Below are 22715 nucleotides of genomic sequence, written 5' to 3'. Positions count from 1 at the left end.
AACCAAAAACCAGTCTTGAGAATAAGGGCGCAAAGGTAGGGCGAGGGTTAGCCAAGGCCTAATTTTGTGTCGGGTCCGAGAGCCAAGACCCTCCGTTCCCCATCCCCTATGCCCCAATTAGAAGCCGACGCGATACTCAAGCAGCTGCAGCAGCGGCAGTTTCAGCCCGTGTATTTTTTGCAGGGCGAGGAGCCGTACTACATCGACGTAGTAGCCGATTTGATTGAAAAAACCGCCCTGGCCGAGCACGAGCGCAGCTTCAACCAGGTGGTGGTGTACGGCAAGGACGTGGACGTGACGGCCATTCTGGGGCAGGCCAAGCGGTTTCCGATGATGGCCGAGCGTAGCGTTGTCATTGTGAAGGAAGCCCAGACGGTAGCCGACCTGGAGCAAGAGCGGAGTTGGCCTTTTCTGGAGGCCTACCTGAAAAACCCGCTGCCGAGCACCGTGCTGGTGTTTTGCTACAAGCACAAAACGCTGGACTCGCGCAAGAAGCTGGGCAAGCTACTGGCGGGCAAAGACTCGCCGGCCGTGCTCATGACCAGCAAAAAGCTCTACGACAGCCAGGTGCCGCAGTGGCTTACGGCCAACGTGCGGGCGCGCGGGCTGCAGATTACGGGGCAGGCCACGGCCATGCTGGCCGAGTACATCGGGGCCGACCTGGGCCGGCTGGCCAATGAGGTAGATAAGCTGGTGCTCAACCTCAAACCCAATCAGCCGATTGATGATGAGCTGGTGCAGCGCATGGTGGGCATCAGCAAGGACTACAACATTTTCGAACTGCAAAAGGCGTTGGTGCAGCGCGACGTGCTTAAGGCCAACCGCATTCTGGCTTACTTCGCTGCCAACCCCAAGGCCAACCCGCTCATCCCGAACCTCACGCTGCTGTTCAACTTTTTCACCAAGTTGCTGGTGCTGCACCAGGCCGGCGCCAACCCGCCCGATGGCGTGTACAAGAGCCTGGGCATCGTGAACAGCTTCGCCCAGAAGGAGTACCAACAGGCCCTGCGCGCCTACCCGCTGGCGCAGGTGGTGAGCATCATCCACGACATTCGGCGGGCCGATGCGCAGAGTAAGGGCATCGAAAGCGGCTCGATGGACGAGGCCGAGATTCTGAGGGAACTGGTGTGGCTGATTCTGCACCCGGTGCCGGCCGGGGTGTTGGGGTAACACTTGGGCCGTAGGCACCGTAGAAATCAGACTTTCACCTCAAAACTGATTTCACTCATGAATAATACCCTTGGTGGCTTGATTTCCGGCCTATTTGGCGGCCGCACGAACGAAGATGGTACCCGCGCTGCTGGCTCTACTGGTGGCAGCTTGGTAAAAGGCGCCCTGCTAGCGGCCGGTGCTGCATACCTGTACAAGCGCTATAAGAATGGCAACCTGAACATTCCCGGCACCGCGCCCAAGTTTAAATAGTCGTTCGGCTTAGGCCGTTGTTTGAGAATAAGAATGCCCCGGTAGCAACTGCTGCCAGGGCATTCGCGCTTTTATCGACGTTACCTTGTCGTTGTTTCATCAAATAATCCCAAGCTCAAACGTGGCACGGGGCTGCCACTGCTGCCCGTCGTGCCGGAAAAGTGTGATGTTGTGCACGGTAAAAGTGCCGGTGTAGGACCGGGCCGCGAATTGCTCACGCAGCGCCGTTACCTGTGCGGGTGGCAGGTCGCGGGTAGCCAGCGTGAGGTGCGGCGTGAAGGGCCGGTTTTCCGGCTGCACTTCCGGCAGGTGCGCCTTGCACCACGCCATCAGCGCGGCATGGAAGGATTGCAGCGCCTCGGCCTCGCTCACATGCACGAACAGCGTGCGGTTGCCGAACCACGCAAATCCATCCAGGCTCACGGAGAAGGGCTGCTGCGTGGCGACAAAAGCAGCCAACACGGCTGTGCAAGCGGCCTCGAATTCGTCGGGCTGACGCAGCGGCGGAACCAGGGTTATGTGCGGCGGCAGGCGTACGGCGTTGCGGCTGCCGGTGAGGCGGTGCACTTCCTGCTTCAGGGCCCATGTTTCAGAAAACACGGGTTCGGGCGGCAGCAGGGCCACCAAGTAGAGGGCATTCATGGACGCGGGCTATTTCGAGGGCTGAACCGGAAACTTCTCAAACAAGGCAGCCACGGCGTCATCAATGCGCTTGGTGAGCTTGTCGGCCTTGGGGCTGAGCACGCTCTTTACCGAGCCTTGCCAGATAAGCTCCTGCCGGGCGGCATCCACAACCTCGACCGTGGCGGTGCCTTCTTCGTAGCGGCCCACCACCACGTCCTGACTCTGCCAGTGGTAGTTGCGCTGCCCAAGGTAGATGGGGGCGTCACGCAGGCTGGTTTCGCGGGTTTGCACCTTGTCCTGCGTGACCACACCAATGTTCACCAGCAAATCGGGTGAAGCCGAGGGCTGGTAGCCGCGCCGCTGCATTTCACGGCCAATGGCTTGCTTGAGGATTTCGATACCGGTGCCAGGGCCTTGGAATGCGGCCTCGTTTCGGGCCGTTACATCTAAGAAATTATAGGTTTTGTAGCTCTTGAAATCAACGTTGGGCGCTTGCTCGGTGTGCTGTACTTGTTCGGCGGCACAGCCCCCGAGGGCCAGCAGGAGCAGGAGGAAGTAGGTTTTCACGGGCGGGAGGAGTGGAGTAGGTTCACCTATACGTTCCTCCCGACTGATGGTCAACCTTGCTGGCTTCGTCACGGCCCTTTCGGCTGCCGCGCCAGTTGCTGCCTGCCGCGGTCTGCAAGGTGCGAACCAAGTAATAACGGGGCTGGGGCAAACAGTGGGGAAATGAATACCTATCAATTGGCAGGTCCGTGGCCTGGGACACATAACTAGCCTGCATAGCAAGTAGTGGCCAGAAACCGGCCAACAGCGGGCCTAGGCAGCGGGCGCGAGCTAGGTGGAAAGTAAAATTCAAGAAACTGATTATTCGTCAACAGAATCTGTGGCTGTCGCTTCCACGATGATGCCTACTATGCAAGCCACTACCCGGTAGTCAGCCGCAGGTATCTCGCGCACGCCAGCCAGTAGATTCGTTAACGTAGTTTCGCTTAGTTCGGGAAATGTTTCCGGTTCCTGCCGGAGCGAATTTAAGGTTATCAGCGGGCGCTTCTGGCGTGGTCGGCGTGGGCGTTCGCGTAGCGACTGAAGCGCTGGCCGTAATAAATTCAGGCAACGATGAGCAAGGTCGTCGTAGTCCGGTACTGTTTCGGAAGCGGCAGAAGTGGTAGGCGAAATATCACCGAACAGCCCCTCCGCTTGCTTCAATAAATTTGCGCGCTCGGACCCGGCCCGCGCCGATTTGACCTGGTGCTTAATTAAAAACTCCATTACTTTCAGGGCCCGGGCTTTGCGGGGCGGCAATAGTGCGCGCTCGGCTTGGCGGAACAGGATAACCTGGGCTTGCAGATGCGCCTGCACCGCTGGGTCGAATACACTCACCGCCACCGAGTCGGGGCGAAGGGTTTCGCGCAGATGGGTACAGATGGTGCGCAGGTCGGTGGTGAAGTTTGGCTCAGCGTTGGGCCGCCACAGCACCCATCGGGGAGGACGGCTAGCTTCGCCGGGCAAGGCAAAAAAGCTCCACGGGGTAGGGCTGGCCAACAGGTTGATGCGGCACAAGGCCCCGGCGGTCAGGTCTGCTACCTGCGCGTACACCTCGGGCGGTACCAGCGCCGTGGGGCCTTCTACCAATTCGCGCACCAACTGAAAGCTGTCGGTGAGGCCAGCCCACTGGCTGGCTTCCCGTTGCGCAACCGCTTCGGGCCGTAGGGCGTCGAATAGCTCTTCTTCGCCCAATATTTCGTCGGAATGAACTAAGGCCTCAGGCTCGGTAGGCAGGTCCAGGTTACCGCCAATGAGCGCGTGGGCCACGCCAATGACTTCGCGCAGACGCTGGTCGGCGTTGAGCTGCAGCAATTCCGGGTCGCGAGGCCAGAAAATGTTAATGGTGGTGTGGGGGCTGTCGAGGCGTTCGACCCGGCCCTGCCGCTGCTCAGCCAGCCGTAGCACGCCGGGCATGTCGAGCAGCACGATGGCCGACGCCTGCTGCAGGTTAATGGACTCCGCAACGGCATCGGAACAAAGGGCTACCGTTTGTTTTTTGGCCGAACCGAGGGCAAAGTCGCTGCGCAGTTGAGCCTGGGCTTTCTTATCGTGGCCGCTTACTACGTAAGCCGTGACGGAAGGTCTGTCCGCTTGGTCAATCAGGTGACGCAGGTAGTCTAATGTAATAAGCCGTTGGTCAAAAGCCAGCACCAACGGGTGCGTCGCCAGCAGCCCGTATAGTAACCGGGCTTTGCTGTGCTCGCGGCTGGGTTGCAACTGGCGCGCCAAGGTTCCGATGGCTTCGTAAGTAGCCATTTCGTCTTCGCAAGCCTGCACGTAGGCGTCCCTGTCCCACAACCATTGCTGTTCTGGAAACCATTTGGGATTGAAGACGGCGTTGATGCGCGGCAGCAGCCGGCCCGGCTCGCCTTGTAAAACACCACGTAGTCGGCCAATCATGTTGCCCGTGGGCTTTTTGGTGGTCTGAAAACCACCGTTGTATTCGGCCGCTTCCGCCGTGCCGTAAATCAGTTCCAGCAATGCGGGCGTGGAAGAGCGCAGCCGGTGGCGGACCAGGTATTCATTCAAGTGCGAGGCCAGTCGGACCTGCTGGGTAAAATATTCCCGGATTTCCGCTTCCGTATTGAGCGAGTAAACCGGCGGCCGTACGCGCCGCAGGTGCAACAAACCGCGAAGCTGGGTGGCCAGTTGATTAATCTGCGCTATGCGGGCCAGGTCTTCCGCACTGCTTTCCACCTGGTACCATTCGCCAACTGCAAGAGGGAAGCGGCAACGTTCGCCCAAGCGGTTGCGGTACGCGTCCGGCTCCAGCGCAATGTTCTCGTTAAGCTGCCGCTTGGTGCGCCGAACCAGAAACTGCCGCACGTAGTCGCGGAGCTGCCCCAGCATGTTGCGGTTGATGGTGCCGAAGCGTGATTGCCACAAGCGTTTATAAGCCGCGAGTTGGTCGTCGGGCAGGTTGTCAACGTCTAGCAATTCTAGCAGGCGAAGCAAGTCTTGTGGGCGCTGGTTGATAGGAGTGGCTGTTGCCAGAATGGCGTACTGCCCGGCATGGGCTCCCAGGGCCTCGCTGCGGTTGGAAGTGGCCCGAATGAACCGGTGGGCCTCGTCCACAATGAGAATATCGGCCAGGGCCAAATCGGCGCGAGCCTTAAGGTAAGAAGGCTGCTTGGGGTTACTCAGCTTGCCCATCGACACAGGGTAGGCGCTGAGCATTCCCACGTCGCGCAACTCAGTTAGCCAGTCTTCGCACACGGCCGGAGGCGACACCACCACCACATTGGCGCGGGAGCCGTGTCCGCGCTCAATCAGCTGTTGCATGAGCGCCAACCGCAGCGTGCTTATAAGTCGTGTTTTGCCAGAGCCTGTAGGGTCGGCAATCAGTACGTTGCCCTGTGCGTGCAGGATAAGCAGGGCTTGCGCTAGGCCGTCGCGTTGCGACGGCCACAAGGGAATGGCCTTCGCCTCCCAAAGCAATTGCTCGATTTTAGCAAGCCATTTGCCCCGGCGCAACTCGGCCACGGCCCGGGCCAGTGCTTCCTGCCAAGAAGTAGGCTGGATGAGCTTTTCCAGTAGTTCGAGCAAAGCCGGGGTGTAAGTCGTGCTGCTATCCCAGAAGTTTGTGGCCGCCAGTTTGCAGTCATCGTACTGTTCTCGCTCGTGCAAATGCGCGCTGGTACGGGCCACGCGTAGGTTAGCTTCCGGCTGATAACGCGTACCGTTGTCGCTGAGGTTGCTGGAGCCCACCGTCGCATGTTCGGCCCCAATATAGATTTTGGCGTGCAGGTGGTCGGCTGCCCGAACTTGCAGCCGGCCTTCGCGCAGTAGCTGGGCCGTGCGCAATACTGCTCCAAGCTGGATGATGGAAAATCGCCGTTCCAGCCAATAGTTGCGAATTTCCTGCGCCACTGCCACCTTAGGCCAGTTTTTACGGGCTCGGCCCTCCGGGGCAAATCCTAGCGTTAGCCGTACCCGATGGCCTTCGGGCAAGTCGATGAGCCCAAACAGTTCGATTATGAAGCTAAGCGAAGTGAAGCCCGTAACGGCTAGGAAATCCGGTGAGGCGCGCAAGTCGGCTTCGAGCAGCGGAAACACCTGCCGCCGTTCAGGTGGGTAGTTCACCGGAAATTTTGAGTGGTCGGGCCACGTCATGCGGGTAGGCATCGCGCTTTCGCCGGAATCGGTGAACAACGCAGGAGCGGGGGGCTGCAGTTTTGGCAGCTTGGGGCGGCGATGATGGAACGGCATTGCGTAGTGGTAGAGGAGAAGACTTTTTGACTTTCCGAAGCTTCGCAATATATAAGGCCATAGTGGGTACTCATGTCTTACACGCTTACCTATCAACAATGAAAGCCGCGTTTCTGCGTTGCCTGGGCAACCTACGGGCTTTTATCGCTACTTTTGGCGAGTTCCCGGGCCCGGTGCGGCCCCTCCACGACAGGTATTTTCATGAAGCTATTTCCCCGGCTGGCGCTGGCCGCCACGCTGAGCGCCGCGGCGCCCTACGCGGCCCAGGCCCAGCAAACCCAGGTTTTTGCCTCCGACGAACGTCATTTTCAGGAAGGGTTAGAGCTGTTCGACCGCGGGCAGTACGGCGCGGCCCAGGAGGCGTTTCGGCAGTACCTGGCCATTGAGCCGGTGCACAGCAGCATGGCCGGGCCCAATGCCGGCGACCGCACCGCCGATGCCGAGTACTACTATGCCGTGAGCGGCCTCTACCTCTCGCACCCCGACGCCGAGGGCCTGATTCTGGATTTTGCGGCCCGCCACCCGGCGCACCCGCGCGCCGCCTCGGCCTATTTCGAACTGGGTAAGTTCTACTTCGACCAGAAAAACTACGAGTCGGCCATCCGCTACTTCGCCAAGGTAGCGCCCGACAACCTGAGCAACGACCAGCGCGCCGAATCCGACTTCAAGCTGGCCTACAGCTACTTCGAGCAGAAGGACTACGAAAAGGCCCGCCTGCTCTTCGACCGCAACAAGCAGGTGCAGAGCCAGTACAAATACGCCAGCTCCTACTACGCCGGCTACCTGGGCTACCGCGCCGGGGACTACGCCGCCGCCCGCGCCGACCTCTCCGTGGCTGAGCAAAACGACGCCTACAAGCCCGTGGTGCCGGCCGTGATGACCCAGATTTATTACCGCGAGGGAAACTACGACGGCCTCATCGGCTACGCGACCAAGGCCTTGCAAAACACCCCGCCGCCGCAGAACGCCGACGAAATCCAGCTGCTGCTCGGCGACGCCTACTACCAGAAGGGCCAGTATAAGGAAGCCGCCGAAAACTTCGACAAGTACGCCAGCCTGCACAAGGGCAAGATTGAGCCGGCGCTGGAGTACAAGATTGGCTTTGCTAACTACAAGATGGGCGACTTCAAGGGCGCCATCGCCAGCCTGCGCAACGTGGCCGTGCGCCGCGACTCGCTGGGCCAGAATGCTGCCTACCACCTGGGGTTGAGCTATATCCAGACCAACCAGAAGCCCCAGGCCGTGACGGCCTTCGACGCTGCCCGCCAGGCCACATTCGACAAGAATATTGCCGAAAACGCCACCCTCAAGCTGGGCCAGGTGCAGTACGAGCTGGGCAACCTGCCCGAAACCATTGCCGTGCTGCGCGACTTCCGCAAGAAATTTCCGCGCTCGAAAAACCAGCCGGTGGTGGACGATTTGCTAAGCAAAAGCTTTTTGTCCTCGACCGACTACAGCCAGGCGCTGACCTACCTTGAAAGCATCGACGACCGGAGTGCCCAACTTGACGCTACCTACCAGCGCGTGGCTTATTCCCAAGCCGCCACGCTTTACAACAACGGCAACTACGCCGAGGCGCTGCCTTTGCTGGACAAGTCGCTGAAATTTCCTTCGGATGATGCCCTGCGCGCCGCCGCCCAGGTGCTGCGCGGTGAGATTTTCAGCGTGGGCCAGCAGTACCCCGATGCCATCACGGCCTACGTAGCGGCGGCCCGCTCGGCCCGGCAGGGCGGCGTGAGCGCCGAGGAAAAGGATTTCGAGCAGAAGGCCCGCTACGGTCTGGGCTACGCCTATTACAACACCAAGCAGTACGATAAGGCCCGCCCGCAATTCAACGCCTTCCTGAGCGACGCGGCGGCCAAGCCCGACGACCCCAACTACTACGACGCCACCCTGCGCCTGGCCGATACTTATTACATCGCCAAAAGCTACCCGCAGGCGCTCGACCTCTACGACAAGGTCATCAAGGCCAACGCGGCTGACAAGGACTACGCCTATTATCAGAAGGGCCGCACGCTGGGCCTGATGGGCCGCCGCGAGGAAGCCAATAGCACCCTGGCCGCGCTGCTCAAAACCAGCCCGAACTCGCGTTACGCTGAGGAAGCGGTGTTCCAACAGGCGCAGTTGGCGTTCGAGGCCGGGGAATACCAGCCGGCCGTCGATGGCTTCACCCGCCTCATCGCCAACCGACCTAACAGCGCCCTCATCCCGCAGGCGCTGCAGAAGCGCGGTGTGGCCTACGCCAACCTCGAGCAGCAGGACAAGGCCGTGGCCGACTTCCAGAAAGTGCTGACCGACTACCCACGCAGCGAGGCTGCCTCGCAGGCCATCTACAGCCTGCAGGAAAGCCTCACCGCCCTGGGCCGCACCGAGGAGTTCGACGCCGCGCTGGCATCGTTCAAGCTGCAAAACCCCGACAGCAAGGCCACCGAGAGCGTGGAGTTTGAAGCGGCGAAGTCGCTGTATCTGGCTGAGAAATATAAGCCGGCCATCCTGCGCCTGGAGTCGTACTTGAAGCAGTACCCGCAGTCGGCCCTGGGGCCGGACGCCCGCTTTTTCCTGGCCGATTCGTACGTGAAAACCGGCGACCGTCAGCAGGGCCTGACCCGCCTGCGCGACGTGGTGACCGAGGGCAAGAGCGAGTTTGTGAACCGCGCCGTGGGCCGCCTGGCCGACCTCGAATACGAAAACAAGAATTACGCCGAGGCCGCCAAGTACTACGAGCGCCTGCGCGGCGCCAGCACCAACCGCCGCGAGGTGGCCAACGCCACCCTGGGCCTGATGCGCAGCCTCTACGAAACCGGCGACTACGCCGGCACCCGCCGCGCGGCCGAGGAACTACGCGCCCAGGCCGGCGCCACCGCCAATGCCACCAACGCCGCCTTGCTTTACCTAGGCAAGGCCAGCTACCGCACCGAAAACTACGACCAGGCCGCCACCGAACTGGCCGCCGCCGTGGCCGCCGCGCCCAACGACGTGAACGGCGCCGAAGCCCAGTATTTTCTGGCCCAGACGCTGTTCAAGCAGAAGAAAAACGAGGAAGCCATTGCCGCCGCGCTAAAAGTGAATTCCAGCTACAGCAGCTACGCGCTGTGGCAGGGCCGGGCCTTCCTGCTGGTGGCCGACGTGTACGCAGCTGAGGGCGACAACTTCCAGGCCCGTGGCACCCTGAATTCGCTCATCGACAACAATTTCCCGGTGGCCGAGGTGGTGGAAGCCGCCAAGCAGCGCCTGAAAACGCTGGGCGCCGACCAGCCCGAGGAAACCGAGCCGGCCAAGCCCGCCCCCAAAACGCCCGCCAAATCACCGGCCAAAACCCCCGCGCCGACCAAAGCCACCACGCCGGCTACCAAGCCCGCCACCACGCCGGCCCCGGCCAAGGGCAAAGCCGCCGTGCCCCGCACCAACCTGCGCGGCACCACCACGGCCCCAGCCGACACGGCCACCCAGCGCTAAGCCCGGCGTATTTTCTCATTGACTAATCATTTGCTGATGAAGCGTTTGTTGACAATTAATCGTTTGCCGCAAGCCCGCCGGGGCGCGGGCTGGGCGCTGGCCGCGGCCCTGGTAGCTGGTGCGGCCCCGGCCGCCCTGGCCCAGCCCACCAAGCCCAGAACCTCGGGCAAGATTGAAGAGGCTGAGATTGAAATCGTGACGGACCGGGCCAACCAGTTGCCCGTCGCCACCCGCAACTTCAGCAAAATCGCGCTGCCCGAACCGCCTAAGGTGGAGCGCAAGGTCAGCTATACTTTCCCGGATTTCCGCCTGCCCGCCAACCGGCTCAACCCTTCGGTGAAGGTGCTCACCATCCGGGCCGAGGAACCCACGCCGCTCACCGGCAACCTCGTGAAGGTGGGCATCGGCAACTACGGCACGTTTTACGGGCGCGGCTATTTCCACAGCACCCGCAACACCGACCACGCCTACGGCCTGGACATTAAGCACGTCAACTCCCTGAACGGGCCCGTGGACGGCAAAAACTCCGGCGTAGCCGAAACCAGCGCCCAACTCATGGGCGAGTTGTACCGGGGCACCGCCGCCTTCGGCGCAAACCTCGACCTGGGCCGCGAGCGGTACAACTTCTACGGCTATGAAAAGGCCGCCAATGGTGCAGCCTTCGTCACGCCCGAGAACAGCGACATCAAGCAGGTATTCAACCGCTTCGGTGTGAAGGCTTACGCCCACAACCGCGACCCCGAGCAGCAGCTGCAATACGACGCCAGCCTGGGCTACCGCTTCTGGAACGACGTTTTCGCGGCCAATGAAAACGATGTGCGCCTCAACGCTAAAGTGGGCTACGCGCTGGGCGAGTCGAGCCGCATCACGCTGAATGCCGACGCTTCCTTTATCTCGGAGAAAGACCTTCCGGTGGCTACCCGCCTGCAGCCCGCGCCCACGGAGCAGGTGTCGCGGACGCGCACCTTCGTGCAGGCCACGCCGGCCTACGAGTTTCTGCGCAACAACATTGCCTTCTCGGTGGGCGCCACGGTGGGCTACTCGTCCGACACGGCCACCAGCGTAAGCAAGGGGGTGATTTACCCGGCCGTGCGCCTCGGCTACACCATCGAGCCCGAGAAGTTCATGGTGTACGCCGGCCTGGGCGGCGCCCTGCAGCGCGTGACGCGCTACGACCTGAGCACCGAAAACCCCTGGCTGAACCGTGGCCTGAACGTGGCTGATACCCACCGCGGCCCCACTATTTATGCCGGTTTCACGTCCACGCCCGCCCGCGGGCTGGAGTTCAACGTAAAGGCTACGTATGCGCGTGACCGCAACCTGTACTTCTATGCGAACAATGCCATCGACCCGTCCCGGTTCGACTTGGTGTATGACCAGAACGCCACGGGCGTGCTCAACATCCACGGCGAGCTGCTCTACAACGCGGCCGAAAAATTCCGCCTCGGCACACGCATGGATTACAACAAGTACGCCCTCAAAAACTTGCCGCAGCCTTTCCACCGGCCCGAGTTTCAGGGCTCGGTGTTTGGCACTTACAACGTGTTTGAGAAGCTGATGGTGGGCGTGGAAGGCTATTTCTACTCGGCTAGCTATGGCATCAGCTACCGGCAAGCCACCACGGCGAGCCCTTTCCGGACGGCCGATTTTTACCGCGCCACCGACCCGATTATCGACCTGAATCTGCGCGCCGATTACCGCATTACGCCAAAAATATCCATCTTTGTAATGGGTAATAACCTCGCAAACCGCCAGTACCAGCGCTTCTACGGCTATCCGGTGAAGGGCATCAACGTGATTGGCGGCGCGAGCTATTCCTTTTAAAATTTGGGTCTTAGGTACTTGGGGTCTTGGGAACTTGGTTTTTAACCACCGACGCTCCATAATCTAAGCACCCAAGGCCCCGAGTCCTCAAGACCCCAAAATGCATCTAGCCGACCACATCCGCCCCTTGCTCCGCGACCACGACTGCGTGATTATTCCGGATTTTGGGGGCCTCGTGGCCGATGCATCGCCGGCCCGCGCTCAGCCCGGCCGCCAGGCCCTGAGCCCGCCCACCAAGCTGGTGGCCTTCAACCAGGCCCTGACCCGCAACGACGGCCTGCTGGTCGATGCCCTCAGCCAGCACCTGGGCATGCCTATTTCCCAGGCTCGCGAAGCCGTGCGCGCCGCCGTGGCCGGCCTCAAAAAGGAGCTTGACGAAACCAACCGCACCGAGCTGCCTGGCATCGGCATTTTCCGCCGGGCCGCTGGCCGGGGGCTGGCTTTCGAGTACACCGGCACCGACAACCTGCTGGCTTCTGCCTTTGGCTTGCCCGAGTTAGTAGCCCGGCCCGTGCGGGCGGCCAGCGCGCGCGACAAGCGTCCGCAACCGGTTTTGCGCGGGGCTGGCGCCCGGCGCACGCGGCTGGCCCGCCTGTTGCCCGGCAGCATTATTGCCGTAGCCGCGAGCTTGTTGATTCTGGCCAATTACCAGTTTCTGCAGAACCGGGGCTACGTGGCTTCTCGCTGGCAGGTCCAGTTACCCAAGGTAGAGTGGCAACCCAGCTCGTCCGCGACTGTCTCTGCTACGGAGCCCCAGCAGGCCACCCTAGCCCAGCACAGCTTCGGCGACAACTCTCTTCCCACGGAAGGGATGACGCCGGTGGAGACCTCAGCCGCTACCACCTCGGCCACCAGCGTTGCTCCGGTAGCCACGCTGCCCGAAGCACCCGCTACCGAGGCGTCAGCAACGGAAGGCCCCGCCAATGCGACACCCGCACCAGTCGTTGCTACAGATTCCAAAGCAGGAAGCAAAGCTGAAGCTCCGGCTGCTTCCAAATTGGCTGAAAAAACTGCTACATCGCCCGCCCCCAAAGTGGAGCCCGTTGCGACTACGCCCGCCGCGCCCGTGGCCAAAGCCCCCGCCGCACCCGCCACGACAATTAAATACCGCACCGGCCGTTACTACGTCATCGCCGCCGCCTACACCACTTTGGCCAACGCCGAGAAGGGCCGCAAAAACCTGGCTCATGCCGGCCACAAGGCGCGCATCATTCTGCCGCCCCCGGGCAGCCGCCTGTTCCGCCTCACGGCCGGCGACTATGCCGACCTGCCTTCGGCTCAGCGCGAAGCCCAGCGCCTGCGCATCAGCACGCACTGCGACTACAACACCCTGAAATTCTAACTCCCCGCATGTCCGCATTCCTCCTGCAAGTGGCGCCCGCCGCTGTCGATACCGCTACTGCTGTTGCCGCTGCCCCCGTTGCCGATACCAGTGTCCCCGTCATCGACCTCCTGATGCGCGGCGGCTGGATTATGATTCCGCTGGTGGCGCTGTCCATCCTTTCGGTTTACATCATCATCGAGCGCTACTTCACCATCCGCCGCGCCGCCGGCGACCCCGACACATTCATGAACGGCATCCGCTCGCTCATGGTGAAGGGCGACCTGGCCGGCGCCAAGCTGCTGTGCGCCCAAACGGCCTCGCCGCTGGCCCGCATGGTGGAAAAGGGCCTGCGCCGCATCGGCCTGCCGCTCAAGGAAATCGAAACCAGCGTGGAAAACGTGGGCAAGATTGAAATCGCCCGCCTTGAAAAAAACATCAGCATCCTGGGCATCATCGCCGGCATCGCGCCCATGATTGGCTTCGTGGGTACCATCATCGGCGTTATCAAGATTTTCTACTCCATTGCCGCTACCAAAGAGTTCGGCATCCCGCAGGTGGCCGACGGCCTCTACGTGAAGCTGGTTACCTCGGCCACGGGCCTCATTGTCGGCATCATCGCCCACGTGGGCTACCACTGGCTCAGCATCCTTGTGGAGCGCATGGTGTTCCGCATGGAAAACTCGGCCATCGAGTTCATGGACATTCTGCAGGATAATTAATCTAAGCCGCAAGCCGCAAGCCGCAAGCTATAAGCCAATTAAGGCTGTGCTTGCAGCTTGCGGCTTATAGCTTGCAGCTAAAAAACAATGAATCTTTCCCGCCGCCATCGCCTCACCTCGCACGTCGAAACCGGGGCCATGAACGACATCATGTTCTTCCTGATGTTGTTCTTTTTGATTGCGTCGACGCTGGTTAACCCCAACGTTATTAAGCTGTTGCTGCCAAATGCTAAATCAAGCAAGCAGGTGATGAAGCAGCCAATCACCGTGTCGGTGGATGCAGCCGGTACCTACTACGTCAACAAAAAGCCGGTGAACCCCACGGCCATTGAGTCGGAACTGGTGGCCCTGGTTGGTAACGTGCCCAGCACCGAGCAGCCCACCGTGGTGCTGCGGGTGGATAACTCGTTGAACGTTCAGAAGCTGGTTGACATTCTGGAAATAGGCAACCGCCTCAAGCTGAAAATGGTGATGGCCACGCAGGCCCAACAGGCCGCGGGCAAGTAAGACGATTTCGACGCATTCAGCGTATCATTTCCATGGCAATTGACTATCGAGAACCGCACCGGCGCGAAGGCCTGATTGGCACCCTGGTTGTTCACGGGGTGCTGTTGCTGCTGTTCATGTTCATGGTGTTTAAGGGGCCGAACCCGCCGCTGGCCCCGTTGGCCGGGGGCGACGGCGTCGAGCTGAACTACGGCCTCGACGAAGCCGGCTCGGGCGACGTGCAGAGTATGGCAACGGCCAACAACTCGCCCAACCGCCAAGACAGCCGTCCGCCCGTTGCCAGCCCCGACCCGCAGCCGCGCCCCGCCGCGGCCGCCACGCCCGACCCCACGCCGCCCTCGCAGGAAAAAATTGTGACCAGCGAAGCCGAGGAAAGCCCCGTGGCAGCGCCACCCGTCGAAACGCCCGCTCCGCCCAAGGAAGAAGTGAAAGTGGCACCCAAGCCCAAGCGACAGGTGGCCGTTACGTTCTCGCCTAAAGGCAGCGCCACCGGCGGAGGTAACGGCGTAAATGGCAGCAGCAATGCGCCTACCGGCAATAACAACGGCGACCGTCCCGGCGCCGTGGGCGACCAAGGCGACCCCAACGGCTCGCTCGACGCCAAGGCGCTGTACGGTAACCCCGGCCGCGGTGGCTCGGGCAGCAGCCCCGGCAGCGGCGGCCTGGAGATGAGCGGCTGGGCGTTTGAGAGCACTCCGCGCCCGGAGTCCATCGACGACAACCCTGGTATTATCCGATTCAAGATAAAAATATCGGAGGAAGGCGATGTGGAAAGCGTGACCAAAGTTTCGGGCAACGTGTCGCCGGCCCAGGAGCGACTGGTGCGCGATGCTCTGCTCAACGCTACGTTCCGCCGTACCAATTCCGGCTCGGGTGGTGCCACCGGCTTCATCACTTACCGATTTAAATAGAAGCCGTCGATTTGATTTGGAAGCCCCGTTGCCGGTGTGGTGACGGGGCTTTTTTATTGACAAGCTGTACTTGGCTAGTAATTTTATCGCCCGTTCACCTTGGGCTGGCGCCCGCGCACCAATGACCTATTCCGAAACCCTGGCCTACCTCTACGAACAACTGCCCATGTTTCAGCGCGTGGGAGCGGCGGGCTTCAAGAAAGGGCTGGGCAACACGCTGGCCCTGGCCGAAGCGCTGGGCCACCCGGAGCGCCAGTTTCGGATCGTGCACGTGGCGGGCACCAACGGCAAGGGTAGCAGCTCGCATATGCTAGCGGCTGCACTGCAAGCCGCCGGCTACAAGGTGGGGCTCTACACCTCGCCGCACCTGCGCGAGTTCACGGAGCGCATCCGCGTGAATGGGCAGGAGCTGCCGCCCGACTACCTGGTGGACTGGGTGGCGCGCTGGAAGCCTTTATTTGAACAAGTGCAGCCGTCGTTTTTCGAGATGTGCGTGGCGCTGGCCTTCGCCTATTTTGCCGAGCAGCGGGTCGACATCGCCATCATCGAAGTGGGGCTCGGCGGCCGGTTCGATTCTACGAACATCATCACGCCGCTGGTCTCGCTCATCACCAACATCAGCTTCGACCACCAGGCCTTGCTAGGCAACACGCTGCCCGAAATCGCGGGCGAGAAAGCGGGCATCATCAAGCCCGGCGTGCCCGTTGTGGTCAGCCAGACGCAGCCGGAAGTTGCACCCGTCTTCGAGCGCGAAGCGGCTAGCAAGCTAGCCCACCTCGTTTTTGCTGACCAGATATATCAGGCCACTTTCTCTGGGGAGCCCGTGCCGGAAACCGGCCTGCGCCACGTGAACGTGACGCAACACGGCCGGCCCTACCTGCCCAACGCTGAGCTGGGCCTGCCCGGCGACTACCAGCAGCACAACCTGCCCGGCGTGCTGGCCACGCTGGATGAATTGCGCGCCTTGGGTTTCCGCCTCACGGAGGCCGCTGTGCGTACCGGCCTGCGGCAAGTCACGCAGCTCACCGGGCTGAAGGGCCGCTGGAGCATTCTCGGCCAGCGCCCACTAGTGGTGTGCGATACGGGCCACAACGCGGCCGGCCTGGGCATGGTGATGCGCCAGCTGCTTCGCGTGCCGCACCAGCGCCTGCACCTTGTTATTGGTACCGTGAATGACAAGGACGTGGCGGGTATGCTGGCTATGTTGCCCCCGGAGGCGACCTACTATTTTTGCGCGGCCAACATTCCACGGGCCCTGCCGGCTCCCGAACTGGCACAGCAAGCCGCTGAACTCGGCCTGGCGGGCCAGCCTTACGCGTCGGTGCCGGCCGCCGTGGCCGCCGCCCGCGCTGCCGCCGCGCCAGCGGATGTAGTCTTCATTGGCGGCAGCACTTTTGTGGTGGCCGAAGTTGAAGAGCTTTATCAATAATTAAAAAATGGAAGAATAAGACCAGACAGGTCCTGTTCCTTTTCATTCATCATCCTCACTGATTTTTCAATTTGCCTCGCGTTAAACTTCAGCGTTTTCAAGACAACGCTTCCCGTCCCGACATTATCGAGCCGGGCAAACCTGAATACGAGCAGCTTGGTGGCCGCTGGCGCACCGATTTTTTCCGTGAACCCCACCCGCTGACCTTAGAAGTGGGCTGCGGCAAGGGCGAATACACCGTGGGCCTGGCCCAGCGGCACCCGCAACGCAATTTTCTGGGCCTCGACATCAAAGGCGAGCGCATCTGGCGCGGCAGCACCCGCGCCGAGGAAATGGGCCTGACCAACGTGGGCTTCGTGCGGATGCGGGCCGAGGCGCTGGCAGCGCAGTTTGGCCCGGGCGAGCTGTCGGAAATCTGGATTACGTTTCCCGACCCGCGCCCGCGCGACCGCGACATCAAGCGCCGGCTTACCTCACCACGCTTTCTGGCCCTGTATGAGCAGCTGCTAACGCCGGGCGGCCTGCTCCACCTCAAAACCGACAACGAGGGCCTTTTTGAGTACACGCTGGAAACGCTGGCGGCTCAGCCCGGCGCCCGCATTGAGCGGTTGACCCGCGACCTCTACGCCGAAACCGACCCGGCTTTCACCGAGACGCAGGCCATTCAAACTAATTTCGAGGGAAAGTATCGGGCGATAGGTGTGCCCATAAAGTACGTGCAGTTCCGACTGACGTAGGAGATACGTCTAATTAAATTGCGCCGGGGCCTGCCCGTCATTGAACGACACCTAAGCTGGACGTTCAATGACGGCAGGCCCCGGCGCTGCTTTATTCATAGAATTTGCTAAACGTCGAGCAACTTACTATACTTCCAACGCTTCAAAAACCGCTTCCAGCTGGTCAAAATCACGCAGGCCGGGTTTCACTTCATCACCCGAGGGGAAAGAAAGCCCAGCCAGCGGCAGCTGCGTTGCCAGTGCCTGGGCCTTTTCGGGGTGGAGGCCGGGGCCTAGCCACAGCGGCCGCTCCTGCGCCAACTGGTTTAAAGCGGCAACGGGCGCTTCGGTAGCCTTCCCGTTCAGTTCCAGTACCCAGCCAACGACGGCAGAGGCCGCCTCGGGCACGTTGTCCGTGTCGGTCAGTTCCACGTACACCGGCGGCGCAATTTCGGCCAACTCAGCCGGTGAACGATAGGAGCGGAGCAGCACGGCATCGAGGCTGCAATCAGCAGCTACGGCGTTGATTTCGGGGGCACTGAGCCGGTCAAATTCGCCAATTAGTTCCACACCGGCTACCCAGCCGGCCAGTTCTTTCACGGTGCGGGTGTCAAGGGCGCCAGGCAGGGCGGGGTCGAGTATAAAGGTGAACTTGTCGGCGCCCATGCCGGCGCAGTAGCGGGCATCGGAGAGGTTGTTGATGCCGCGGATGAGGAGAGGAACGAGGTGAGGCACTGGGGAAAAGCGAGGAGCGCGGCGGCGAGGCCGTCGTAAAAAGATAGGGGCGATGGAGCCTGGCGCAAAAGTAGGGCCGCCCGGCCCGTACCGCAGCGGGGCGAGCGGCTGTATCTTCGCTGCCATGAACGCAACCCGCCGCGCCCCGCTGCTCGCTCCGTCCTTTCTGGCCGCCGACTTGGCCAACCTGCAAGCCGAAACCGAGCGGCTGGCCGATAGTGCCGCCGACTGGCTGCACTTCGACGTGATGGACGGGCGTTTCGTGCCCAACATTTCCTTCGGCCTACCCGTGCTGCAGGCCGTGGCCAAGTACGCCAAGCAGCCCATCGATGTGCATTTGATGATAGAGGAGCCCCAGCACTACCTGGCGCAGTTCCGCGACGCGGGCGCCTCCAGTATCACGGTGCACTACGAAGCCTGCCCTCACCTGCACCGCGTGGTGCAGCAAATCAAGCAACTGGGCTGCCGGGCCGGCGTGGCCCTGAACCCGCACACGCCGGTAGCACTGCTCGAAGACATTGCGGCCGACCTCGACGTGGTGCTGGTGATGTCGGTGAACCCCGGTTTTGGGGGGCAGGCCTTCATCCCGAACACGCTGAAAAAAGTGGCCATGCTTAAAGAATTGCTGGTCGATTGCGGCTCCGATGCGCTGATTGAGGTGGACGGCGGCGTGAGCCTGGCCAACGCCGGGCCGCTGGTAGAAGCCGGGGCCGACGTGCTGGTGGCCGGCAACTTCGTGTTTAGCGCGCCCGAGGGGCCGGTGGCCACGCTGGCGCGCATGCGCGACTACCTCACCAATCTGGAAACCGCCGAGCTCAACGCCGGGGCGCGCCGCAAACAATAGGGGCCGATATTCGGCGTTTTCCCGGTCGTGAAACAACTACTTACTTCTGTCTGCCGCTGATGAGGCTTCTTTTCAATGTCCCGGCAACGGCCTGCTGCCTCGTGTTGCTGCTGGCTACGCCCGATGTGCAGGCGCAGAACCCAGCAGGGGCCGCCCCCGCGCAAGCCGGAACCATCACCCTGACGGGCACCTTGCGCGACACCAACGGCCAGCCCCTGGAACTGGCCTCGGTAGGAGTGGAAGGGCAGCCGGGCGGTGCCAATACCACGGCAGAAGGGTTTTTCTCGCTAACGGTGCGGGTGCCCGCTTCGGGGCAGGCGGTGCTGGTGGTGCGCCGGCTGGGCTTTTTGCCGTTGCGAATTCCGATGCGCCTGCCCGCCGACGCCGGTAAGCCGCTGGCCCTCGTCATGCGGCTCGATACCAAAGCGCTGGGCGGCGTGAAGGTGACGGCCCGCTCCGACCAGGCCGACACCCGCGAACAGGTGAGCATCACGCGCATCGACCCGCGTGCGGCCAAGGAAATTCCCTCGCCGTTTGGCGACTTCAACGCCATTCTCAAAACGTTGCCCGGCGTGCAGTCGAACAACGAGCTGACCAGCACCTACAACGTGCGCGGCGGCAACTACGACGAAAACCTGGTGTACGTCAACGGCTTCGAGATTTATCGTCCGTTTCTGGTGACTTCAGCGCAACAGGAGGGCTTGAGCTTCGTGAATGCCGACCTGGTGAAGCAGGTGGAATTCAGCAGCGGCGGCTGGCAGCCTAAGTACGGCGATAAGCTGGCCTCGGTGCTGAGCGTGGATTACAAAACGCCCGAGAAGTTTGCGGCCTCGCTCACGGCCAGCTTGGTGGGCGGAGCCGCCCACGCCGAGGCCCGGTCGGCCAACGGCCGGGTGAGCTACCTAGCCGGTGTGCGCTACAAAAACGCGCAGTACGTCCTCAGCTCGCTGCGCCAACAGCAGGGCGGCTACAACCCGACCTTCTATGACGCGCAGGCATACGTGAACATCGGTCTGGGCAAGAAGGAGGATATGCAGCGCACCTCGTTGGGCCTGCTGGGCGTGGTGGCGCACAACGACTACCGCTTCTCACCCGAAACCGGCCAGGCCACCTTCTCGACCAACACCAACCAGTTCACCCGCGTCTTCATTGCGTACGACGGGCGAGAGCGCATGCAGTTCGATACCTACCAGAGCGGCTTCAACCTGAAGCACGACTTCTCGTCGCGTCTGCAAATGGAGCTGCTAGGCTCGGCGCTTATTTCGCGCGAATTTGAGCTGCGCGACGTGGAAGCTGCCTACACCTTCGCTGACATTAACCGCGACCCTACCTCACGCGACTTCAACCAGGCGGTGCGGCAGCGCAATATTGGCTCGCAGTTCCGGCACTCGCGCAACTTCCTCACGGCCCGCATCTTCACCGCCGAAACCCGCGGCCGCTGGACGCCTGGCAGCGCGCACACCGTGCGCTGGGGCGCTAAAGTGGGACGCGAGAAAATCAGCGATACCCTCAATGAGTACAGCTTCGCCGACTCGGCCGACTTCGTGCCCGACGCGCGCCGCCTGCGCCTGGTTTCCGATTTGAGTTTGCTCAGCACCCGCAGCCAGGGTTTTGTGCAGGATACCTGGGCTTTCGACACGCTGCGCACTCTCACTTATGGCGCCCGGGCCCACTATTGGAGCACCAACGGCCAACTGGTATTCAGCCCCCGCGTGCAATACTCGCAAATCAGCCGCCGGCACCCCAACCGCTCGTTCCGGGCCGCCGTGGGCGTGTATTACCAGCCGCCGTTCTACCGCGAACTGCGCGACCAGACTACCATCAGCCAGGGTGTGCAGCAAGCGTATCTGAACCCCGAGCTGCGGGCTCAGAAGTCCTACCACTTCATCGTGGGCGAGGAAATCAATTTCAAGCAGTTCGGCCGTCCCTTCAAGTTCACGGCCGAGGCGTATTACAAGTACCTCACCGACGTGGTGCCCTACGACGTGGACAACGTGCGCCTGCGCTACTTCGCCAAAAACAATGCCCGCGCCTACGCCGCCGGCTTCGACACGCGCCTAAGCGGCGAGTTCGTGAAAGGAGCGGAGTCCTGGTTTAGTTTGGGGGTGCTCACCACCCGCGAAAACGTGGACGGCGACTCCATCAACGTGCTCGACGGCAAGGGCAACATCACCGGCCGCGAGCCCAAGGGCTACATCCGCCGCCCGCAGGACCAGCGCCTGAACCTTGGCATTTTCTTCCAGGACCACCTGCCCAATAACCCCTCGGTGCGCGGCTACGTGAACCTGGTGTTCGGCACCGGCCTGCCCTTCAGCCCGCCCAACGAGCCCGACCTGCGCGGCACCGCCGACTTGGTGCGCAGCTATAAGCGCGTCGACTTGGGCTTCTCCAAAGTCATTGGCCTGAAAAACATCAATGCGCCCAAGCCCCATTTCTACAGTTTCGAAAGTCTCTGGCTGGGCCTTGAAATCCTCAACGTTTTGGCCGCCAACAACGTGGCTGGCTACAGCTACCTGCAGGACGTGAACGGCCGCACTTACGCCGTGCCCAGCTACCTGTCGCAGCGCGTAGTGAACCTGCGCCTGATTGCGCGTTTTTAAGGAATTAATCATTGCCTGTCGTCCTGAATGCAGCGAAGGCCCCTCCATATAAGAATTATTTTACTGTTGGTGAGAGGGGCCTTCGCAGCGTTCAGGCTGGCAGACATTAATTCAAATTGCCTTAATAAAAACTGATTCGCTTGGCGGAAAATCAATAAAACTTCGCTTGAACTTGTCAGTTTGGCAAACGGCCGTACCTTTGCGCCACAATGAACGCACCCACTTTCCCCATTTTCACTGTTGCGCTGCCGAAATCGGCCGGGCTCACTGTGCACGGGATGAAAGGCCATCACCACCATCTGTGGGGGGCCGGGCTGTGCGCCGGGTGCTAGCCTAGCACCGGCCGCCCGCGCCTCCACCGCCGCGCCCCGGCGTGCTGTGCGCCGGGTGTTTTCTTACTTTTTTGCGGGATTTGCTGCCTTCCGGCCCGTTGCGCCGTAGTAGAGCTTTCGCGGACCTTCCAAGCGAGGTTCGGCCCGTTTCGCTTTCATTTCATGCTCCGTTTAGCCATCCAAAAGTCCGGTCGCCTGAGCGAGGATTCCCTCGCGCTCATTCGCGAATGCGGCATTAGCTTCATCAGCAGCTCCTACAAGCTCAAAACCGAAGCCACCAATTTCCCACTCGAAATCCTGTTTTTGCGCGATGACGACATCCCCGGCTACGTGCAGGACGGCGTGGCTGACTTGGGCATTGTGGGCCAGAACGTGCTGGTTGAGGCCGGCTACCCCAACCTGGAAGTCGAAGCCCTGGGCTTTAGCAAGTGCCGCCTCAGCCTGGCTGTGCCGCGGGCCGCAAGCTACGATTCTGTTGAATCTCTGCAGGGCAAAAACATTGCTACCTCGTACCCCACCATATTGGGCCGTTACCTGGCCGGACACGGGGTACAAGCTAATTTGCACACCATCAGCGGTTCGGTGGAAATTGCGCCCAGCATCGGCCTGGCTGAGGCCATCTGCGACATTGTGAGCAGCGGCTCCACCTTGCTCGGCAACGGCCTGCGCGAAGTCGAAACCGTGTTTCGCTCCGAGGCCGTGCTCATTGCCCAGCCCAACCTAAGTGCCGAACAAACCGAGCTGCTGGAGCAGCTGCGCTTCCGCATGCAGGCCGTGCGCCGCGCCAAGCGGAGCAAGTACATTTTGCTGAATGCCCCCTTGACGGCCCTGGAAGAGGTGCGCCGCCTGCTGCCGGGCATTAAGTCGCCCACGGTTACGCCGCTGGCCGAACCCGGCTGGGTGTCGGTGCAGTCGGTGGTGCAGGAAGACGAATTTTGGCACATTACCAGCCAGCTCAAGGCCGTAGGGGCCGAGGGCATCCTGGTGCTGCCCATTGAAAAGATGATTGCCTAGC

General features: G+C 61.5%; 17 protein-coding genes. 13 read left to right on the top strand and 4 right to left on the bottom strand.

The window, feature by feature from the left end; translation table 11 throughout:
* Positions 1–108 precede the first annotated feature (108 nt).
* On the top strand, positions 109–1170 hold the full coding sequence (holA, locus tag I2I01_RS01610; protein ID WP_196284672.1) for a DNA polymerase III subunit delta: 1062 nt from the start codon (positions 109–111) through the stop codon (positions 1168–1170).
* Between the two features lie 57 nt (positions 1171–1227).
* Complete coding sequence (locus I2I01_RS01605) at positions 1228–1422, top strand: hypothetical protein (protein WP_196284671.1); 195 nt, start codon at positions 1228–1230, stop codon at positions 1420–1422.
* Positions 1423–1521: 99 nt separating this feature from the next.
* On the opposite strand, the gene I2I01_RS01600 is transcribed toward I2I01_RS01605, so the two are convergent.
* From I2I01_RS01600 to I2I01_RS01590, 3 genes are all read right to left on the bottom strand, one after another.
* On the bottom strand, positions 1522–2064 hold the full coding sequence (locus I2I01_RS01600) for a 2'-5' RNA ligase family protein (RefSeq protein ID WP_196284670.1): 543 nt from the start codon (positions 2062–2064) through the stop codon (positions 1522–1524).
* A 9-nt stretch (positions 2065–2073) separates the two neighbouring features.
* The gene (locus I2I01_RS01595; protein WP_196284669.1) at positions 2074–2613 is read right to left on the bottom strand and encodes a DUF4136 domain-containing protein; all 540 of its coding nucleotides are present in this window, start codon (positions 2611–2613) and stop codon (positions 2074–2076) included.
* Between the two features lie 300 nt (positions 2614–2913).
* Positions 2914–6303, bottom strand: coding sequence for an SNF2-related protein (locus I2I01_RS01590; RefSeq protein ID WP_196284668.1), 3390 nt, complete (start codon positions 6301–6303; stop codon positions 2914–2916).
* A 201-nt stretch (positions 6304–6504) separates the two neighbouring features.
* Here I2I01_RS01590 and I2I01_RS01585 point away from each other — a divergent pair, with 201 nt between their 5' ends.
* The 8 genes from I2I01_RS01585 (at position 6505) to trmB (ending at position 17210) form a co-directional block, all read left to right on the top strand.
* Positions 6505–9759: a tetratricopeptide repeat protein gene (locus I2I01_RS01585; RefSeq protein ID WP_196284667.1), complete on the top strand. Its 3255-nt coding sequence runs from the start codon at positions 6505–6507 to the stop codon at positions 9757–9759.
* Positions 9760–9795: 36 nt separating this feature from the next.
* A complete protein-coding gene (locus I2I01_RS01580) occupies positions 9796–11583 on the top strand; it encodes a TonB-dependent receptor (RefSeq protein ID WP_196284666.1) in 1788 nt (595 codons plus the stop codon).
* A 100-nt stretch (positions 11584–11683) separates the two neighbouring features.
* Complete coding sequence (locus I2I01_RS01575) at positions 11684–12925, top strand: HU domain-containing protein (RefSeq protein WP_196284665.1); 1242 nt, start codon at positions 11684–11686, stop codon at positions 12923–12925.
* A gap of 8 nt (positions 12926–12933) precedes the next feature.
* Positions 12934–13626 carry a MotA/TolQ/ExbB proton channel family protein gene (locus I2I01_RS01570; RefSeq protein WP_196284664.1) on the top strand — a complete coding sequence of 231 codons (693 nt, stop codon included), beginning with the start codon at positions 12934–12936 and terminating at the stop codon, positions 13624–13626.
* Positions 13627–13713: 87 nt separating this feature from the next.
* Entirely contained in the window at positions 13714–14133 is a 420-nt protein-coding gene (locus I2I01_RS01565) for an ExbD/TolR family protein (RefSeq protein WP_196284663.1), read from the top strand.
* Positions 14134–14165: 32 nt separating this feature from the next.
* Entirely contained in the window at positions 14166–15044 is an 879-nt protein-coding gene (locus I2I01_RS01560; RefSeq protein ID WP_196284662.1) for a hypothetical protein, read from the top strand.
* A gap of 121 nt (positions 15045–15165) precedes the next feature.
* Positions 15166–16473, top strand: a complete 1308-nt coding sequence (locus I2I01_RS01555) for a bifunctional folylpolyglutamate synthase/dihydrofolate synthase (RefSeq protein ID WP_196284661.1) — start codon at positions 15166–15168, stop codon at positions 16471–16473.
* Positions 16474–16544: 71 nt separating this feature from the next.
* A complete protein-coding gene (trmB, locus tag I2I01_RS01550) occupies positions 16545–17210 on the top strand; it encodes a tRNA (guanosine(46)-N7)-methyltransferase TrmB (protein ID WP_196284660.1) in 666 nt (221 codons plus the stop codon).
* Between the two features lie 126 nt (positions 17211–17336).
* On the opposite strand, the gene I2I01_RS01545 is transcribed toward trmB, so the two are convergent.
* Positions 17337–17924 (bottom strand): beta/alpha barrel domain-containing protein, encoded by a 588-nt coding sequence (locus I2I01_RS01545; RefSeq protein ID WP_196284659.1) that lies wholly within the window; start codon positions 17922–17924, stop codon positions 17337–17339.
* 124 nt (positions 17925–18048) lie between these two features.
* On the opposite strand from I2I01_RS01545, the gene rpe reads away from it, so the two are divergent.
* The 3 genes from rpe to hisG all read left to right on the top strand — a co-directional run bounded on the left by rpe (position 18049) and on the right by hisG (position 22714).
* Positions 18049–18768: a ribulose-phosphate 3-epimerase gene (rpe, locus tag I2I01_RS01540; RefSeq protein ID WP_196284658.1), complete on the top strand. Its 720-nt coding sequence runs from the start codon at positions 18049–18051 to the stop codon at positions 18766–18768.
* Positions 18769–18827: 59 nt separating this feature from the next.
* The gene (locus I2I01_RS01535; protein ID WP_196284657.1) at positions 18828–21368 is read left to right on the top strand and encodes a TonB-dependent receptor; all 2541 of its coding nucleotides are present in this window, start codon (positions 18828–18830) and stop codon (positions 21366–21368) included.
* Between the two features lie 494 nt (positions 21369–21862).
* Positions 21863–22714, top strand: a complete 852-nt coding sequence (gene hisG, locus I2I01_RS01530; RefSeq protein WP_196284656.1) for an ATP phosphoribosyltransferase — start codon at positions 21863–21865, stop codon at positions 22712–22714.
* The last annotated feature ends 1 nt before the right edge of the window (position 22715 follow it).

The organism is Hymenobacter properus, assembly GCF_015694735.1.
GTDB classification, from domain to species: Bacteria; Bacteroidota; Bacteroidia; order Cytophagales; family Hymenobacteraceae; genus Hymenobacter; species Hymenobacter properus.
The sequence above is the reverse complement of the archived record's forward strand: the minus strand, read 5'-3'. Positions and strand labels throughout refer to the sequence as shown.

What these genes read in the sequence shown, in the direction of transcription:
- holA (WP_196284672.1), top strand. Translation starts at nt 109, where the DNA reads ATGCCCCAATTAGAAGCCGACGCGATACTCAAGCAGCTGCAGCAGCGG.
- I2I01_RS01605 (WP_196284671.1), top strand. Translation starts at nt 1,228, where the DNA reads ATGAATAATACCCTTGGTGGCTTGATTTCCGGCCTATTTGGCGGCCGC.
- I2I01_RS01600 (WP_196284670.1), bottom strand. Translation starts at nt 2,064, where the DNA reads ATGAATGCCCTCTACTTGGTGGCCCTGCTGCCGCCCGAACCCGTGTTT.
- I2I01_RS01590 (WP_196284668.1), bottom strand. Translation starts at nt 6,303, where the DNA reads ATGCCGTTCCATCATCGCCGCCCCAAGCTGCCAAAACTGCAGCCCCCC.
- I2I01_RS01585 (WP_196284667.1), top strand. Translation starts at nt 6,505, where the DNA reads ATGAAGCTATTTCCCCGGCTGGCGCTGGCCGCCACGCTGAGCGCCGCG.
- I2I01_RS01580 (WP_196284666.1), top strand. Translation starts at nt 9,796, where the DNA reads ATGAAGCGTTTGTTGACAATTAATCGTTTGCCGCAAGCCCGCCGGGGC.
- I2I01_RS01575 (WP_196284665.1), top strand. Translation starts at nt 11,684, where the DNA reads ATGCATCTAGCCGACCACATCCGCCCCTTGCTCCGCGACCACGACTGC.
- I2I01_RS01570 (WP_196284664.1), top strand. Translation starts at nt 12,934, where the DNA reads ATGTCCGCATTCCTCCTGCAAGTGGCGCCCGCCGCTGTCGATACCGCT.
- I2I01_RS01565 (WP_196284663.1), top strand. Translation starts at nt 13,714, where the DNA reads ATGAATCTTTCCCGCCGCCATCGCCTCACCTCGCACGTCGAAACCGGG.
- I2I01_RS01560 (WP_196284662.1), top strand. Translation starts at nt 14,166, where the DNA reads ATGGCAATTGACTATCGAGAACCGCACCGGCGCGAAGGCCTGATTGGC.
- I2I01_RS01555 (WP_196284661.1), top strand. Translation starts at nt 15,166, where the DNA reads ATGACCTATTCCGAAACCCTGGCCTACCTCTACGAACAACTGCCCATG.
- rpe (WP_196284658.1), top strand. Translation starts at nt 18,049, where the DNA reads ATGAACGCAACCCGCCGCGCCCCGCTGCTCGCTCCGTCCTTTCTGGCC.
- I2I01_RS01535 (WP_196284657.1), top strand. Translation starts at nt 18,828, where the DNA reads ATGAGGCTTCTTTTCAATGTCCCGGCAACGGCCTGCTGCCTCGTGTTG.
- hisG (WP_196284656.1), top strand. Translation starts at nt 21,863, where the DNA reads ATGCTCCGTTTAGCCATCCAAAAGTCCGGTCGCCTGAGCGAGGATTCC.